Annotated in this window: 14 protein-coding genes and 1 other RNA gene; 12 read left to right on the top strand and 3 right to left on the bottom strand. The window is 62.8% G+C overall.

The window, feature by feature from the left end; all coding sequences use genetic code 11:
- Positions 1–7: 7 nt before the first annotated feature.
- The 4 genes from DW58_RS08965 to amtB all read left to right on the top strand — a co-directional run bounded on the left by DW58_RS08965 (position 8) and on the right by amtB (position 5476).
- Positions 8–1783: a SmdA family multidrug ABC transporter permease/ATP-binding protein gene (locus DW58_RS08965; RefSeq protein WP_024549753.1), complete on the top strand. Its 1776-nt coding sequence runs from the start codon at positions 8–10 to the stop codon at positions 1781–1783.
- Positions 1776–3563 carry a SmdB family multidrug efflux ABC transporter permease/ATP-binding protein gene (locus tag DW58_RS08960; protein WP_029592749.1) on the top strand — a complete coding sequence of 596 codons (1788 nt, stop codon included), beginning with the start codon at positions 1776–1778 and terminating at the stop codon, positions 3561–3563. The genes DW58_RS08965 and DW58_RS08960 overlap by 8 nt, the downstream gene beginning before the upstream one ends.
- Positions 3564–3818: 255 nt before the next feature.
- Complete coding sequence (gene glnK / locus DW58_RS08955; protein ID WP_024549751.1) at positions 3819–4157, top strand: P-II family nitrogen regulator; 339 nt, start codon at positions 3819–3821, stop codon at positions 4155–4157.
- Positions 4158–4189: 32 nt separating this feature from the next.
- Positions 4190–5476 (top strand): ammonium transporter AmtB, encoded by a 1287-nt coding sequence (gene amtB, locus DW58_RS08950; RefSeq protein WP_024549750.1) that lies wholly within the window; start codon positions 4190–4192, stop codon positions 5474–5476.
- Between the two features lie 131 nt (positions 5477–5607).
- Here the strand turns inward: amtB and tesB are convergent, their stop codons facing one another.
- A complete protein-coding gene (gene tesB, locus DW58_RS08945) occupies positions 5608–6468 on the bottom strand; it encodes an acyl-CoA thioesterase II (protein WP_024549749.1) in 861 nt (286 codons plus the stop codon).
- Between the two features lie 217 nt (positions 6469–6685).
- Here tesB and DW58_RS08940 point away from each other — a divergent pair, with 217 nt between their 5' ends.
- Positions 6686–7258, top strand: a complete 573-nt coding sequence (locus DW58_RS08940) for a YbaY family lipoprotein (RefSeq protein WP_024549748.1) — start codon at positions 6686–6688, stop codon at positions 7256–7258.
- Positions 7259–7286: 28 nt separating this feature from the next.
- On the opposite strand, the gene DW58_RS08935 is transcribed toward DW58_RS08940, so the two are convergent.
- A complete protein-coding gene (locus tag DW58_RS08935; protein ID WP_024549747.1) occupies positions 7287–7598 on the bottom strand; it encodes an MGMT family protein in 312 nt (103 codons plus the stop codon).
- A 260-nt stretch (positions 7599–7858) separates the two neighbouring features.
- Between DW58_RS08935 and ffs the strand changes: the two genes are divergently transcribed.
- The 4 genes from ffs to DW58_RS20885 all read left to right on the top strand — a co-directional run bounded on the left by ffs (position 7859) and on the right by DW58_RS20885 (position 9600).
- Positions 7859–7955: signal recognition particle sRNA small type (ffs, locus tag DW58_RS20040), an RNA gene on the top strand.
- 284 nt (positions 7956–8239) lie between these two features.
- Positions 8240–8482, top strand: a complete 243-nt coding sequence (locus DW58_RS08930) for a hypothetical protein (RefSeq protein WP_024549746.1) — start codon at positions 8240–8242, stop codon at positions 8480–8482.
- On the top strand, positions 8479–8700 hold the full coding sequence (locus DW58_RS08925; protein ID WP_024549745.1) for a hypothetical protein: 222 nt from the start codon (positions 8479–8481) through the stop codon (positions 8698–8700). Before DW58_RS08930 ends, DW58_RS08925 begins: the two co-directional genes overlap by 4 nt.
- 201 nt (positions 8701–8901) lie before the next feature.
- A complete protein-coding gene (locus tag DW58_RS20885) occupies positions 8902–9600 on the top strand; it encodes a hypothetical protein (RefSeq protein ID WP_152525635.1) in 699 nt (232 codons plus the stop codon).
- Here the strand turns inward: DW58_RS20885 and yczR are convergent.
- Positions 9485–10900 carry a MocR-like transcription factor YczR gene (gene yczR, locus DW58_RS08910; protein WP_024562465.1) on the bottom strand — a complete coding sequence of 472 codons (1416 nt, stop codon included), beginning with the start codon at positions 10898–10900 and terminating at the stop codon, positions 9485–9487. The genes DW58_RS20885 and yczR overlap by 116 nt on opposite strands.
- Before the next feature lie 87 nt (positions 10901–10987).
- Here yczR and yczE point away from each other — a divergent pair, with 87 nt between their 5' ends.
- From yczE to DW58_RS08895, 3 genes are all read left to right on the top strand, one after another.
- Complete coding sequence (yczE, locus tag DW58_RS08905; RefSeq protein WP_024549723.1) at positions 10988–11596, top strand: membrane protein YczE; 609 nt, start codon at positions 10988–10990, stop codon at positions 11594–11596.
- Between the two features lie 71 nt (positions 11597–11667).
- Entirely contained in the window at positions 11668–12759 is a 1092-nt protein-coding gene (locus tag DW58_RS08900) for a LacI family DNA-binding transcriptional regulator (protein ID WP_024549722.1), read from the top strand.
- 95 nt (positions 12760–12854) lie between these two features.
- Positions 12855–15947 (top strand): beta-galactosidase, encoded by a 3093-nt coding sequence (locus tag DW58_RS08895; protein ID WP_024549721.1) that lies wholly within the window; start codon positions 12855–12857, stop codon positions 15945–15947.
- The last annotated feature ends 10 nt before the right edge of the window (positions 15948–15957 follow it).

Here is a 15957-nt window from a genome sequence, read left to right as displayed (position 1 = left end):
TTACCGCGTGCGATTATTTGCTCAGTTAAGCTGGTACTTTACCCGGGAGTGGCGTCGCTACCTCGGGGCTGTATGCCTGCTTATTCTCATTGCCATTCTCCAGCTGGTTCCGCCGAAAGTGGTGGGCATCGTCGTGGATGGCATCACCCAACAGCACTACTCCACCACCTGGCTGATGAAGTGGATAGGCTTACTGGTGGCGATCGCCGTGGTGGTTTATCTGCTGCGCTACGTCTGGCGCGTTCTGCTGTTCGGCGCGTCCTATCAGCTCGCGGTGGAGCTGCGGGAAGATTTCTACCGCCAGCTCAGCCGTCAGCACCCGGAATTTTACCTGCGTCACCGCACCGGGGATCTGATGGCGCGCGCCACCAACGACGTGGACCGCGTGGTGTTTGCCGCCGGGGAAGGGGTGTTAACCCTGGTGGATTCGCTGGTGATGGGCTGCGTGGTGCTGATCGTTATGTCCACGCAGATCAGCTGGCAGCTGACGCTGCTGGCCTTGCTGCCGATGCCGGTGATGGCGATCATTATCAAACGCTACGGCGACCAGCTGCACAACCGCTTTAAGCTGGCGCAGGCGGCATTCTCCTCGCTCAACGCCCGTACCCAGGAGAGCCTGACCAGCATCCGGATGATCAAAGCCTTCGGGCTGGAGGATCGCCAGTCGGCGCTGTTTGCCGCAGATGCTCAGGATACCGGCGCGAAAAACATGCGCGTCGCCCGGGTAGATGCCCGTTTCGACCCGACTATCTACATCGCCATCGGGATGGCGAACCTGCTGGCCATCGGCGGCGGCAGCTGGATGGTGGTAAACGGCACCCTGACCCTCGGCGAGCTGACCAGTTTTACCATGTACCTTGGGCTGATGATCTGGCCGATGCTGGCGCTGGCGTGGATGTTCAACATCGTCGAGCGCGGCAGCGCAGCCTACACCCGCATCCGCGACATGCTGGCCGAAGCGCCGGTGGTGAAGGATGGTAGCGAACCGGTACCGGAAGGGCGCGGCACGCTGCGCGTGGCGATCGACCGCTTTGCCTGGCCGCAGGCGGCGAAACCGACCCTGACCGACGTGCATTTCACGCTCAAACCGGGCCAGATGCTGGGCCTGTGCGGCCCGACCGGGGCCGGGAAAACCACCGTGCTGTCGCTGGTGCAGCGCCACTTTGACGTGGATGAGGGGGAGATTGCCTTCAGCGGCGTCCCGCTCCCGCGTCTTCAGCTTAATGCCTGGCGCGCCCGGCTGGCGGTGGTCAACCAGACCCCGTTCCTGTTCTCTGACAGCGTGGCAAACAACATCGCCCTCGGGAAACCCGGCGCCACCCAGCAGGAGATTGAGCAGGCGGCGAAGCTTGCCAGCGTGCACAAGGATATCCTGCGCCTGCCTCAGGGCTACGACACCGAAGTGGGTGAGCGCGGCGTGATGCTCTCCGGCGGCCAGAAGCAGCGCCTCTCTATTGCCCGTGCGCTACTGCTTGAGGCGGAAATCCTCATCCTGGACGATGCGCTGTCGGCGGTGGATGGCCGCACCGAGCACCAGATCCTGCACAACCTGCGCCAGTGGGGCGAAGGCCGCACCATTATTATCAGCGCGCACCGCCTGTCGGCCCTGACCGAAGCCAATGAAATTCTGGTATTGCAGCACGGGCAGATCGCCCAGCGTGGCGATCACGACAGCCTGGCGGCGAAACCCGGCTGGTACCGCGATATGTATCGCTATCAACAGCTGGAGGCGGCGCTGGACGACGAACCGGACGTGAATGACAAGGAGGCCAGCAATGCGTGAGTTGCCGAAGCCGGTCAAGGTATGGCCGACGTTAAAGCGCCTGCTGGCGTACGGCTCGCCGTGGCGAAAGCAGATCTACCTGGCGATTCTGATGCTGTGGGTTGCCGCAGCGGCGGAGGTCAGCGGCCCGGCGCTGATCAGCTATTTCATCGACAACATGGTGGCGAAAGAGTACATGCCGCTCGGCCTGCTGGCCGGGATGGCGGTTGCCTATATCTGTCTACAGCTGCTGGCTGCGGGGCTGCACTACTGGCAGTCGCTGCTGTTTAACCAGGCCGCGGTGGGCGTGGTGCAGACGCTGCGTACCGACGCGATGGACGCCGCGCTGCGCCAGCCCCTCAGCGCATTCGACACCCAGCCGGTGGGGCAGCTTATCTCGCGCGTCACCAACGATACCGAAGTGATCCGCGATCTCTACGTCATGGTTGTCGCCACCGTGCTGCGCAGCGCGGCGCTGGTGGGGGCGATGCTGGTCGCGATGTTCAGTCTCGACTGGCGTATGGCGCTGGTGGCGATTGCGATTTTCCCAGCGGTGATGGTGGTGATGGTGCTGTATCAGCGCTACAGCACCCCGATTGTGCGCCGCACCCGCGCCTATCTCGCGGATATCAACGACGGGTTCAACGAAGTGATCGGCGGAATGGGCGTGATCCAGCAGTTCCGTCAGCAGGCGCGTTTCGGCGAACGCATGGGGCAGGCGAGCCGCCTGCACTATACGGCGCGCATGCAGACCCTGCGCCTCGACGGTTTCCTGCTGCGCCCGCTGCTTAGCCTGTTCTCGGCCCTGGTACTGTGCGGCCTGCTGATGCTGTTTGGCTTCAGTGCCGAAGGCACCATTGAGGTCGGCGTTCTCTACGCGTTCATCAGCTATCTTGGCCGACTGAACGAACCGCTGATCGAGCTCACCACCCAGCAGTCGATGCTGCAACAGGCGGTGGTGGCGGGCGAACGCGTGTTCGAGCTGATGGATCGTCCGCGCCAGCAGTACGGCCACGACGACAGGCCGCTTGCCAGCGGGGATATCGACATCGATCACGTCTCTTTTGCCTACCGGGACGATCGCCTGGTGCTTCAGGATATCAACCTGCATATCCCCTCGCGCAGCTTCGTGGCGCTGGTGGGGCATACCGGCAGCGGAAAAAGCACCCTCGCCAGCCTGCTGATGGGCTACTACCCGCTAACCCAGGGCGAGATCCGCCTCGACGGGCGTCCGCTTTCCGGGTTGGGGCACGGGGCGCTGCGCAGCGGCGTTGCGATGGTGCAGCAGGATCCGGTGGTGATGTCCGACTCCTTCTTTACCAATATCACGCTTGGGCGCGATATCAGCGAAGAGAAGGTCTGGGAAGTGCTGGAAACCGTTCAGCTGGCGGAGCTGGCGCGCGGCATGCGCGACGGCATCCATACCCGGCTGGGAGAAGAGGGCAATAATCTGTCGGTGGGGCAGAAGCAGCTACTGGCGATGGCCCGCGTGCTGGTAGATACCCCGCAGATCCTGATTCTGGACGAGGCCACGGCCAATATCGACTCCGGTACCGAGCAGGCTATCTCCCATGCGCTGGCGGCGATACGCCAGCGCACCACGCTGGTGGTGATCGCGCACCGTCTGTCGACCATCGTTGATGCCGATACCATTCTGGTTCTGCACCGCGGCCAGGCGGTGGAGCGCGGTTCCCACGCTGAACTGCTGGCGCAGCAGGGCCGCTACTGGCAGATGTATCAGCTGCAGCTGGCGGGTGAGGAACTGGAAGCCGCGACCCGCGACGAACCGGCAACCGCCTGATGCACTAAAACGACGCATTCCCACCGCGGCTGAATGCCGTGGTGCATTTCCGTAACGCACCATGCACTCTGATGGTGCGTTTTTTTATGCCGCTTTCTCACTCCCGCCCGTTCCTCTCCCTTTTCCGTACTGACACAGCCTTTACACAGCGGCCCGGCATCTATGATGCGGCCACTTTTCATTTCTGGCACGGGGCTTGCTTTACCTCTCAGGTGTTCGCTGCGGCATTTGCCCAATTCTGAGTGGAGGGGATCTATGAAGCTGGTTACCGTGGTAATCAAACCGTTCAAGCTTGAAGACGTGCGTGAAGCGCTCTCGTCGATTGGTATTCAGGGACTGACCGTAACCGAAGTGAAAGGCTTCGGACGCCAGAAGGGCCATGCCGAGCTGTACCGCGGCGCGGAGTACAGCGTGAACTTCCTGCCGAAAGTGAAGATTGATGTGGCTATCGCCGATGATCAGCTCGACGAAGTGGTCGATGTCATCAGCAAGGCCGCCTACACCGGCAAAATTGGCGACGGCAAAATTTTCGTTGCCGAGCTGCAACGGGTTATCCGTATTCGCACCGGCGAATCGGACGAAGCCGCACTGTAATCGTTGAGCCACTCGTGACAGGAATGATGAAAATGAAAAAAACAGCCATGAAATTAGGGCTTAGCGCGCTGGCTTTACTGCCGGGTATTGCGCTGGCTGCACCAGCAGCGGCGGACAAAGCCGACAACGCGTTTATGATGATCTGCACCGCGCTGGTGCTGTTCATGACCATCCCGGGTATCGCGCTGTTTTACGGCGGTCTGATCCGCGGGAAAAACGTGCTCTCCATGCTGACGCAGGTGACCGTCACCTTCGCCCTGGTGTGCGTACTGTGGGTGGTGTATGGCTACTCGCTGGCGTTTGGCGAGGGCAATAACTTCTTCGGCAATGTTGACTGGGCGATGCTGAAAGGCATTGAGATCACCGCCCTGATGGGCAGCTTCTATCAGTACATTCACGTGGCGTTCCAGGGCTCGTTTGCCTGCATCACCGTGGGCCTGATCGTCGGCGCACTGGCGGAACGTATCCGCTTCTCAGCGGTGCTGATTTTCGTGGTGGTGTGGCTGACGCTCTCCTACATCCCGATTGCGCATATGGTCTGGGGCGGCGGCCTGCTGGCCTCTCACGGCGCGCTCGACTTCGCAGGCGGCACGGTGGTGCACATTAACGCCGCGGTCGCAGGGCTGGTAGGTGCCTACATGATCGGCAAACGCGTCGGTTTTGGTAAAGAAGCGTTCAAACCGCACAACCTGCCGATGGTGTTTATCGGTACCGCAATCCTCTATGTCGGCTGGTTCGGCTTCAACGCCGGGTCCGCAAGCTCAGCCAACGAAATCGCCGGTCTGGCCTTCGTGAACACCGTGGTCGCGACCGCTGCCGCCATCCTTGCCTGGGTATTCGGTGAGTGGGCGCTGCGCGGCAAACCCTCTCTGCTCGGTGCCTGCTCCGGTGCGATCGCCGGCCTGGTGGGCGTAACCCCGGCATGCGGTTATATCGGGGTCGGCGGCGCGATGATCGTCGGTCTGGCGGCGGGTCTGGCAGGGCTGTGGGGTGTTACCATGCTGAAGCGCTGGCTGCGCGTGGATGACCCGTGTGACGTATTCGGTGTGCACGGCGTGTGCGGCATCGTCGGCTGTATCCTGACCGGCTTCTTCGCCTCCGGCTCGCTGGGCGGCGTTGGCTACGCGGAAGGCGTCACCATGGGCCATCAGGTGCTGGTGCAGTTGGAGAGTATCGGTATCACTATCGTCTGGTCCGGCGTGGTCGCGTTTATCGGCTACAAGCTGGCAGACATGACCGTTGGCCTGCGCGTCCCGGAAGAGCAGGAGCGCGAAGGGCTGGACGTCAACAGCCACGGCGAGAACGCCTACAACGCCTGATTTTTTGAGTATCTCCTGAGCCTCAAGCCTCCCGCCTGCGGGAGGTTTTTTTTTCGTGCTCAGGGAGTATCCATGCAGGGGCAAAACGGGGGAAAATCGGTTCCGCCCCCGTGACAGAGGGCGGCGAAGGACTAGCTGCGCTTGCGCATCACGCCTTCTTGTACCGTGGAGGCGACCAGTACGCCATCCTGAGAGTAGAACTCGCCGCGCACAAAGCCACGCGCGCTGGACGCTGAGGTACTCTCCACGCTGTAGAGTAGCCATTCATTGATGTTAAACGGGCGATGGAACCACATCGAGTGGTCGATGGTCGCCACTTGCATTCCCGGCTCCAGGAAGCCGATGCCGTGCGGCTGGAGTGCCACCGGCAGAAAGTTGAAGTCGGAGGCATAGCCCAGCAGATACTGATGCATGCGCAGGTCGTCCGGCACGCTGCCGTTTGCCCGCAGCCAGACCTGGCGTGCCGGCTCGGCGGTATGGCCCTTCAGCGGATTGTGGAACTCCACCGGACGGATCTCCAGCGGCTTGTCGCTTAAGAACTTCTCTGCGGCCTGAGGCGGCAACAGGTGCGCCAGCTTGCGGGCGATATCCGTTTCCGACGGCAGCCCGTCAGGGGAGGGGGCAGACGGCATCGTTTTCTGATGCTCGAAGCCCGGCTCCGGGGCCTGGAACGAGGCGGTCATGTAGAAAATAGGTTTACCGTTTTGCACCGCGGCGACGCGGCGGGCGCTGAAGCTGTTGCCGTCACGCAGCACTTCCACATCGTAAACAATGGGTTTCTGGCTGTCGCCGGGGCGCAAAAAGTAGCTGTGAAAGGAGTGGACCAGTCGATCCGCGGGCACCGTTTCTTTCGCCGCATAGAGTGCCTGGCCGACTACCTGGCCGCCAAACACCTGCCGCAGACCGAGATCCTCGCTCTGGCCGCGAAAGAGACCTTCCTCAATTTTTTCCAGATGCAGTAACGACAGAAGATTGCTCAGCGCCTGACTCATACATTTCCTCAAGATAGACAAAGCACAACCGTGCCGGTAATTACCGGTGAGTATAACCTGGTTTATCAACTGGTCCGAGGGGTTCAAAAGTCTGAATGCCGGTCTGTTACCAGGCAAATATAAGTGACCTGTGCCACACTTAGCTCGTTACGTTGTTTTAGCCACTCACTCTGGCGGGAGTATTTCCCGTGGGTGCATTGAAGATAAGGAGAATTCAATGAAAATCGTGCACATGTTAAGTGGTTTAGCCGTTGCCGTGGCGCTCGCAGGCTGCGCACACGACAAAAGCGCCGACATTGCTGTTCCGGCGCTGAACCCGAATACCGCAGGCGTTAACGCGCAACCTGTTCTGAAGCAGCCGAATGTTTCCGGTACCGTATGGATCCGTCAGAAAGTGGCCCTGCCGCCGGATGCCGCTCTGACCGTAACGCTATCTGATGCTTCCGTGGCGAACCAGCCGTCGAAAGTGCTGGCGCAGAAAGTGGTGCGTACCGACGGTAAACAGGCGCCGTTCAGCTTTGAACTGCCGTTTAACCCGTCCGAGATCAAGCCCGATGCGCGCATCCTGCTGAGTGCGGCCATCACCATTGACGATAAGCTGGTGTTCATCACCGATAACGTCAAGCCGGTGGTGACCCAGGGCGGCACCAAAGCCGATCTGACCCTGGTGCCGGTACAGCAGACTGCCGTTCCGGTAAACCAGAGCGGTGGTGCAGCTACTACCGTTCCGGCGACCTCGCCGACCCAGATTACACCGTCGTCCGCCGTTCCGGCCCCGACCACGTATTAATCTGCTCTCTGACCCCGGTTCGCCGGGGTCAGTACTGCCAGCGATAGCGCTGCATATCTATCTGCCCACTCCCGCTTACCTGTACCCCTTCCGCTAACAACGCCTGACGCTGCCGCTGTAAATCCGGCCCGGTCAGCGAAATTGCGCCATGCCGATTCACCACCCTGTGCCAGGGTAGCTGGCTGCCCTCCGGCAGACGTTTCAGCACGCCGCCCACCTGACGCGCCGCACGCGGCGATCCTGCCAGCCTTGCCACATCGCCATAGGTGGTCACGTAGCCTTCCGGGATGGCGGCCACAATCTGGTAAACGCGCTGGGGAAAAGTGTCCTGACGATCCATATAGCCTCCGGCAATAAGCCCTTCAGCATAGAGGGTTAGCGGGCCAGGTCAACGGCGTTTTGAGATCGTTTCTTCGCTCTACTCATCGGCGGTTAAAGGTAAACCAGCCGTTCTGGGCGTGAGGCACTGACAAGGGATGCTTTGTCCGCTTTCGAACAAGAAACCAGCACCCGGTCGTGGCCGGGTTGCAATTGGCGGGGGTTATAAGGATAATGCCGCCTGCGCGTTGATGCTCACCTCAACGCTCTCAATGGGGGCCCTGTTGGTTCTCCCGCAACGCTACTCTGTTCACCAGGTCAGGTCCGGAAGGAAGCAGCCAGGGCAGATGACGTGTGTGCCGGGATGTAGCTGGCAGGGCCCCCACCCAATTCTGGCGTCCGCCAGTCAGTTTTTCCCTTTCCTGTACTGATAATTCAACGCTTCACCATCGCTCGCTGCTCCTCGCCGCGGTGAACAGACACGCCTGAATTTCCGTTCCATCACAGCCTGTTACCGCGCTTTGCCCGGTACGTTGACGCTGTCACATTTCCGCATGCTGTCACCGATCTGTCATACGCCTGTCATCTTTGTTATTCATGTTAGTACCGCATCGATGGCGTAACGCCTTCATTTTCCCCCTCATTTAACCGTAAGGAACCTCTATGACCACGGCGGTACTGAATGTCAAAATCAATGCGGAGTTAAAAGAGCGTCTGCGCGAGTACGCCCAGGAAAATGACGAAACGCTCGGCTCGGTGACGGAAAGGCTGCTGCTCAGCGCCATGAACGACGACGAAATTTCTGAAGACGAGATCGACAGCCAGCACACCGAAGAAGCGCGCGCTGAGCCGTTATCGGATAAAGAAATCAAAGCCCTGCGTAAACTGCTTAAGAAGAAAAAATGAAACGTCACGAGCCGCACACTACGGCGCACAACTACGCTGAAGCCTGCAATCTGCTGCGCTCCGGTTATGTGAAGCACGTTCGTCTGGGCTGGAACGTGGAGAGCGACGAATTTTTTCGTATCGCGTCAGACTGGTGTGACGCCGGCGCCAGAATCGTCAAAGAGGACGACAGCTTCGTTATCACGCTGAAAGGGTTTGCGATCCCGCGTCAGCACTGATCCTCATTTCAATAACATCGCCTCATCATCCATCTTTACGCGTCACGGACGACGTTTAGACGAACCCGCGGGTTCGTCAGCTTTCTTGCATCGCCTCATTTTTCCTCACGCTTTCTCATCCCCCCTGCGTCACCGCACTTTGCCGGTGCCCGCTGTGCCACGCTCGTCTGCCTGTCCGATGCGCTTATCTTCGAGGTGTTTATGGAATTTAATGCCCATACCGATCCCATCGCCATTGTGCTGTCGGCGCTGAAACTGCGGCAGTCTGGCGATCTGATGGACCGCTACAGCGAGCCATACGTTGTGGTGGTGGGGATGGATGCCAACAGCGGGCGCGAGCCTGGGTTTCACACCCAGGTGGTGGAGTTCAGCAATGTGAGAGCCTGGCAGCCGCTGGTGCCTGCCGGGGAAGGGATACTGCTCTATGGGCCGGCAAACCCTGGGGCGTTTGTCGCGCTTTCGGTGGCGATCATGGAGTCAGACGCCGACGTCCGCGAGGCGGGGCAACGCCTTGAACAGCGGGTTGCGCAGGCGGCGCAGAGCATGCAGGCCGCCTCGCTCTACGCCGCCAGTCCCGGCGCGGCGGCGGCCCGCGCGCTTGCCGAACGGGTGCTGCACCGGGTTGCTGCCCAGATGATGGAAAACCGGGATGACATGCTGCTGACGCTCTCCGGATGCTGGCTGCGTGACAGGCCCGTACCTTACGGCATCAACGGCTTTTCCGTTCACCATAACGACTTCGCGGAAGCGACGCTCAAGGTGATCCCGCTGCCTGCGGGCTGGTTCACACCAGGCTGCGGCTGCGCAGCGGGGCGCGGGAGAGCGACTGCCAGATCGGTTGCAGGCGAACAAGCGCATCCTCAAGCCGGGCGGTCTCCAGCGCAAACGGCAGGCGCATAAAGCGTTCGAAGGCGCCATCGGCACCAAAGCGCGGCCCGGCGCCGATGTGAATACCGGCGCTCAGCGCGCTGGCAGCGAACTGCGAGGCCAGCGGGCGTGGCAGCTCTATCCAGAATGATAGCCCGCCTTCGGGCATCTGAAAGCGCCATTCCGGAAAGTGGCGTTGCAGCATCGCCGCGGCCGCATCGCGTCTCTCGCGCAGCATGGCGCGCCGCTGCGGCAAAAAGCGCTCCCCGTCATTGATCAACGCCTGCACCGCAAGCTGCTCCAGCAGCGGCGAGCCGAGATCGAGGCTGTCGCGTACCTGGGTCAGCGAGGCGATAGTCCGTGCCGGGGCGCGCACCCAGCCCAGACGCAGCCCGCCCCAGAAGCTTTTTCCCGCCGAGCCGATGGTGATGGTCTGCCGATCGCCGAAGGCCGCCAGCGGCGGGGGCGGCGGGGCGTCATACCAGAGATCGACCATGGTTTCGTCCACCACCAGCGTGGTACGGGCGCGGGCGGCAATCTCCGCCACCTCGCGTCGGGTATCCGCATCCATGCAGCGCCCGGTGGGGTTGTGAAAATCCGGCAGCAGGTAGACGAGGCGCGGGGCGGTCTGGGCGAGGGTGGCGGCCAGCGCGGCGCAGTCCCAGCCCTGCTCCGGCAACGCAATGCCCACCGCGCGACAGGAAGCACCTTCGATGGCGGCGTGCGCCAGTGGATAGGTGGGATTGTCCACCGCCACGCGATCCCCCGGCCCGGTCAGAAGACGCAGCACCAGCGCAAAACCCTGCACCGCGCCGTTCACCATCATGATCTCATCCGCGGTGGTAGGCAGACCGCGCGCGCAGTAGCGCTCGGCAACGGTCTGGCGCACGCTCAGCAGCCCCTGCCGATCGTAGCCGGTGTGGTCGAGAAAACCGGGAAGCTGACTAAGGGCGTGGGAAAAGGCATGGTGGATCTCAGGCCCGGCGGGCAGTGCGGCGGTAGAGAGATCCAGCGCCTGCGGCACGCTGTGGCGACCCGGTACGCTGCGCTGCTCGGGCAGGACGATCACCGAACCCGAACCGTGGCGGCTCACCAGGTACTCTTCGTCGCGCAGCTGGCCCAGCGCGCTTGCCACTGTGGTGCGGCTGACGTTGAGCGCCGCGGCCAGCTCACGCTCGCCGGGCAGGCGGCTGTTGAGCGGCAGGCGGCCATCAAGGATCAGCAGGCGCAGGGCTTGGGCAAGCTGTTGGTAGAGCGGGGCGCGCGACGCTGGCTGCTGCCAGTTGCCGAGCAAACGCACCAGCGAAAGGCTTCCGGAACGACGGGTATTCATAGCAGTCCACTTTGTCAAAACTGGACCTTAATAATAGGGCCAATGTCGCTAGAGTGGAATATAACACTGCACAGTATGAGAGGGATTATGTTACGCCGGTTATTTCAACTCTATTTTGGACTCAGCCTGTATGGCATCTCCGCTGCCATGTTCGTCACGGCAAATCTGGGGGCCGATCCCTGGAACGTGTTCCACCTCGGTGTAGCGCGGCTGTTCTCGCTTAACATCGGGCTGGTGATGATCCTCGTCGGCGCGCTGGTGCTGCTGTTCTGGATCCCGCTGCGCCAGCGCCCCGGCCTTGGGACCATCAGCAATGTGATTGTCATCGGCCTGGCGGCGGATGCGACGCTGGCGGTGATGCCACCGATACAGGGTCTGGCGTTGCAGGCGACGCTGCTGGTGAGCGCCGTGGTGCTCAATGCGATGGCGACGGGGATGTATATCGGGGCCGGGTTTGGCGCCGGGCCGCGCGATGGGCTGATGACCGGGATCAACGCCCGTACCGGCTGGTCGGTGCGCACCGTACGTACCGCCATCGAACTGACCGTGCTGCTCGCCGGATGGGCGATGGGCGGCACGCTCGGGGTCGGCACCGTGCTCTATGCGCTGGCGATCGGGCCGCTGATCCAGCTGTTTATGCCATGGTTTCGCCCAAAGCCGCAGCCTGCGATAGCGGCCAGCGCGCCGGTCGTCTGAACGGCGAAGCGCTCACAACCCGCGAAAAACTGCGCTAGAATAGCGGCGATCCCCACCACATTCAGGTCGCTATGAAGCCAAAATCCATCACGCTGTACGACGTCGCCCGTCACGCGGGCGTCTCCTATCAAACCGTTTCCCGGGTGATTAACCGGGCGGAACACGTCTCCGAGCGCACCCGTGAAAAGGTGGAGCAGGCCATGACGCAGCTGCACTATGTGCCCAACCGATTGGCGCAGCAGCTGGCGGGCAAGGCGCAGCGCACGCTGGGGCTGGTGACCGCCGATCTGTCGCTGCATGCCCCGTCGCAGATTGCCGCCGCGGTAAAACGCCGCGCCACGCTCGCCGGCTATAACGTGGTGATGTCGATGCCCGAGGACGGCAGCCAGGCGGCCTGTGAAGCGGCGGTGGCCGGGCTGCTGGCGCAGCGTGTCGATGCGCTGCTGATCAACGTCCCGCTGGAGGACGAGGCCGCCCGGGAGATTGCCGCGCGCAGCCAGCCGTTGCCGGTGCTGTTTCTCGACGTGGGCCACGGTGCGCCGGTGCCCTCGATGGTGTTTGATGCCGCGCAGGGCGCGCGGCTGGGGATCGCGCACCTGCTGGCGCTCGGCCACCGGCGCATTGCCTGCCTGGCCGGGCCGCAGGAGTCCGTCTCTGCCCGGCTGCGTCATCAGGGGTGGCGCGATGCGTTGCACGAGGCCGGGCTGACACCCTGCGTGGAAGCGCACGGTGACTGGAGCGCCGCCTCGGGCTATCACCATGCTCATGCGATCCTCGCCGCCCGGCCGGACGCGGTAGTGGTCGCCAACGATCAGATGGCGCTTGGCGTGCTGCACGCCTGCGCGGAACAGCAGATCCCGGTGCCGGATGCGATTTCCATTGTCGGCTACGACGATACCGCCGACAGCGCCTGGTTTACGCCGGCGTTGACCACCGTGCGGCAGGACTTCCGTGTGCTGGGCGAGAAGAGCGTCGAATGGCTGCTGGCCCGGCTGCATGCCGCACCGCTGGCGGAGAACGCCATCACGCTGCCGGTGAGCCTCATTCCCCGCCACACCAGCGGCCCGCGCCGCGACAGCGGGCTGACGCCGCAACAGATCGCTGCCCGCCTCACGCAGCTGGCGCAGCAGGTCGCGGATCTCGATTGCGCTAACGATATGTGATCCGCTTCGCATCGGTACCGGTGCGATCTTTACTCTCTGCCCGATCCTGTGCAGAGTGAACCTCATTTGTGAGCGCTTCGCAATCGAGGTTAACCATGCACCAGAATCATCCCGCCGCATCGCTACAGGCGCTGCTCTCCCGTCGCGACTGGGAAAACCCAGGCGTAACGCAATGGAACCGTCTGGCGGCGCACCCGCCGTTTCGCAGCTGGCGCGACGGCGGCGCGGCGCGGGATGAGCACGACAGCCCGCGCTGGCGTTTGCTCAACGGCGACTGGGCCTTCAGCCTGTTCAACGCCCCGGAGGCGGTGCCGGAGAGCTGGCTGACCCAGGACTGCCCCGACGCACAGATGCTGCCGGTTCCATCCAACTGGCAGATGCAGGGCTACGACGTGCCCATTTACACCAACGTCACCTATCCGATAAACACCACGCCGCCGTTGGTGCCGCGCGACAACCCCACCGGCTGTTACTCGCTCACATTCCAGCCGGACGCCGCGTGGCTGGCCGACGGTCAGACGCGCATCATGTTCGAAGGGGTCAACAGCGCGTTTTACCTGTTCTGCAACGGCCGCTGGGTGGGTTACTCCCAGGACAGCCGCCTGCCCGCCGAGTTTGATCTCACCGATTTTCTGGTCGAGGGGGACAACCGTCTGGCGGTGATGGTGCTGCGCTGGAGCGACGGTAGCTGGCTTGAAGATCAGGACATGTGGCGCATGAGCGGGATTTTCCGCGATGTGGCGCTGCTGCATAAGCCCGGCACGCGCATTGCCGATTATCAGGTGCGCACGCCGCTTAACGAAGAGTGTAGCGCGGGCCGGCTGGAGGTTGAGGTGCGCCTCGAAGGGCTTGACGTTTCGGCCTGTCAGGTGGCGGTGGCGCTGTGGCAGGGCGACACGCTGATTGGCGAGGTGCAGGGCGTACCGGGCAGTGCGCCGGTGGACGAGCGGGGCAATTACGCCGATCGGCTGACCCTGACGCTGCCGGTTGTCAGCCCCGCGCTGTGGAGCGCCGAGACGCCGCATCTGTACCGGACGGTGATAGCGCTGCGGGACGCGCAGGGTGCGGTGATCGAAGCCGAAGCCTGCGACGTCGGCTTCCGCAGGGTGGAGATCCGCAGCGGGCTATTGATGCTTAACGGTAAGCCGCTGCTGATCCGCGGCGTCAACCGCCACGAGCATCATCCCGAGCGCGGACAGGTGATGGACGAGGCCACCATGCGCCAGGACATCATGCTGATGAAGCAGCACAACTTCAATGCGGTGCGCTGCTCGCACTACCCGAATCATCCGCTCTGGTACCGCCTGTGCGACCGCTACGGCCTGTATGTGGTGGACGAAGCCAACATTGAAACCCACGGCATGGTGCCGATGAACCGGCTATCGGACGATCCGCGCTGGCTGCCGGCCATCAGCGAGCGCGTGACGCGCATGGTGCAGCGCGATCGCAATCATCCCTCCATCATCATCTGGTCGCTGGGCAACGAGTCCGGGCACGGCGCGGCGCACGATGCGCTCTATCAGTGGATCAAGAGCAACGACCCGAGTCGTCCGGTGCAGTACGAGGGCGGCGGGGCCAATACCGCAGCGACCGACATCGTCTGTCCGATGTACGCCAGGGTCAACGAGGATCAGCCGTTCCCGGCGGTGCCGAAGTGGTCGATCAAGAAATGGGTAGGGATGCCGGATGAGCACCGCCCGCTGATCCTGTGCGAGTATGCCCACGCCATGGGCAACAGCTTCGGCGGTTTTGCCAAATACTGGCAGGCGTTTCGCCAGTATCCGCGTCTGCAGGGCGGCTTTGTCTGGGACTGGGTCGATCAGGCGCTGACTAAGACCGATGCGTCGGGCCAGCGTTTCTGGGCCTACGGCGGTGATTTTGGCGATACGCCTAACGACCGGCAGTTCTGCCTTAACGGGCTGGTATTCCCGGATCGCACGCCGCACCCGGCGCTGTTCGAGGCCAAGCGCGCCCAGCAGTTTTTCCAGTTCCGCCTGGTGAGCCACAGCCCGCTGGTGATTGAGGTGGAGAGCGAATACCTGTTCCGCCACAGCGATAACGAACGGCTGCGGTGGCGCATTGAGGTGGACGGCGAGTCAGAGGCCGAGGGTGAGGTGGCGCTGGCGCTGGCACCGTGCGGCACGCAGCGGATTACGCTCGGCGACCTGCCGCTTCAGGGGCGGGACGGGCAGCGCTGGCTCAACGTCGAGGTGGTGCAGCCAGAGGCCACCGCCTGGTCTGGGGCAGGGCACCGCGTGGCCTGGGATCAGTGGCGGCTTCCCGCGCCGCTGAGGCTGACAGACAAGCCGCGCCACACCGGCGAGCGCCCGCAGCTTACCTCGTCTGACGAGCTGTTCACCGTGACGCATGGCGAGCAGCGCTGGGCGTTCTGCCGCGCGCAGGGCGTGCTGAGCCAGTGGTGGCGCAACGACGAGGCGACGCTGCTCACGCCGGTAACCGATGCGTTTACCCGTGCGCCGCTTGATAACGATATCGGCATCAGCGAAGTGACGCGGATCGACCCGAACGCCTGGGTTGAGCGCTGGAAAGCCGCAGGGATGTACGATCTCGTCCCGGTGCTGGTGGCGTGCCACGCAGAGCAGCGCGAGACGGCGGTGGAGATTGAGACGCACCACCGCTGGGAGCATGCCGGGCAAACGCTGTTTGTCAGCCATAAAGTCTGGCGAATTGACGCTGAGGGCGCGCTGCGGGTGGAGGCCGAGGTGGACGTGGCAACCGGCATTCCGGCCCCGGCGCGTATCGGTTTAACCTGCCAGCTGGCGCACGCGCCTGAGCAGGCGAGCTGGCTGGGGCTGGGGCCGCACGAAAACTACCCGGATCGCAAGCTGGCGGCGCAGCAGGGGCGCTGGACGCTGCCGCTTGAGGCGCTGCACACGCCGTATATCTTCCCGTCGGACAATGGGCTGCGCTGCGACACCCGCGAACTGCGCGTCGGGGCGCACCATATCGCCGGTCAGTTCCACTTCGCGCTCAGCCGCTACAGCCAGGCGCAGCTGCACCGCGTGACGCATCATCACCTGTTGGAGCAGGAGCCGGGCTGCTGGCTGCATCTTGATACGTTTCATATGGGAGTGGGCGGCGACGACTCCTGGAGTCCGAGCGTGGCGCCGGAGTACCTGCTGCAACAGGAGCGGGTGCGCTACGCGCTGTGCTGGCGTCAGGGATAACGGGCAAGAA

This window comes from Siccibacter turicensis LMG 23730, assembly GCF_000463155.2.
Lineage (GTDB): Bacteria > Pseudomonadota > Gammaproteobacteria > Enterobacterales > Enterobacteriaceae > Siccibacter > Siccibacter turicensis.
This window is presented reverse-complemented; position numbering and strand designations above follow the sequence as displayed.

Excerpts from the sequence above, each read along its gene's own strand:
- yczE (WP_024549723.1), top strand. The coding sequence starts at position 10,988 with ATGTTACGCCGGTTATTTCAACTCTATTTTGGACTCAGCCTGTATGGC.
- DW58_RS08895 (WP_024549721.1), top strand. The coding sequence starts at position 12,855 with ATGCACCAGAATCATCCCGCCGCATCGCTACAGGCGCTGCTCTCCCGT.
- DW58_RS08900 (WP_024549722.1), top strand. The coding sequence starts at position 11,668 with ATGAAGCCAAAATCCATCACGCTGTACGACGTCGCCCGTCACGCGGGC.
- DW58_RS20885 (WP_152525635.1), top strand. The coding sequence starts at position 8,902 with ATGGAATTTAATGCCCATACCGATCCCATCGCCATTGTGCTGTCGGCG.
- DW58_RS08935 (WP_024549747.1), bottom strand. The coding sequence starts at position 7,598 with ATGGATCGTCAGGACACTTTTCCCCAGCGCGTTTACCAGATTGTGGCC.
- yczR (WP_024562465.1), bottom strand. The coding sequence starts at position 10,900 with ATGAATACCCGTCGTTCCGGAAGCCTTTCGCTGGTGCGTTTGCTCGGC.
- DW58_RS08930 (WP_024549746.1), top strand. The coding sequence starts at position 8,240 with ATGACCACGGCGGTACTGAATGTCAAAATCAATGCGGAGTTAAAAGAG.
- DW58_RS08960 (WP_029592749.1), top strand. The coding sequence starts at position 1,776 with ATGCGTGAGTTGCCGAAGCCGGTCAAGGTATGGCCGACGTTAAAGCGC.
- amtB (WP_024549750.1), top strand. The coding sequence starts at position 4,190 with ATGAAAAAAACAGCCATGAAATTAGGGCTTAGCGCGCTGGCTTTACTG.
- glnK (WP_024549751.1), top strand. The coding sequence starts at position 3,819 with ATGAAGCTGGTTACCGTGGTAATCAAACCGTTCAAGCTTGAAGACGTG.
- tesB (WP_024549749.1), bottom strand. The coding sequence starts at position 6,468 with ATGAGTCAGGCGCTGAGCAATCTTCTGTCGTTACTGCATCTGGAAAAA.
- DW58_RS08925 (WP_024549745.1), top strand. The coding sequence starts at position 8,479 with ATGAAACGTCACGAGCCGCACACTACGGCGCACAACTACGCTGAAGCC.
- DW58_RS08940 (WP_024549748.1), top strand. The coding sequence starts at position 6,686 with ATGAAAATCGTGCACATGTTAAGTGGTTTAGCCGTTGCCGTGGCGCTC.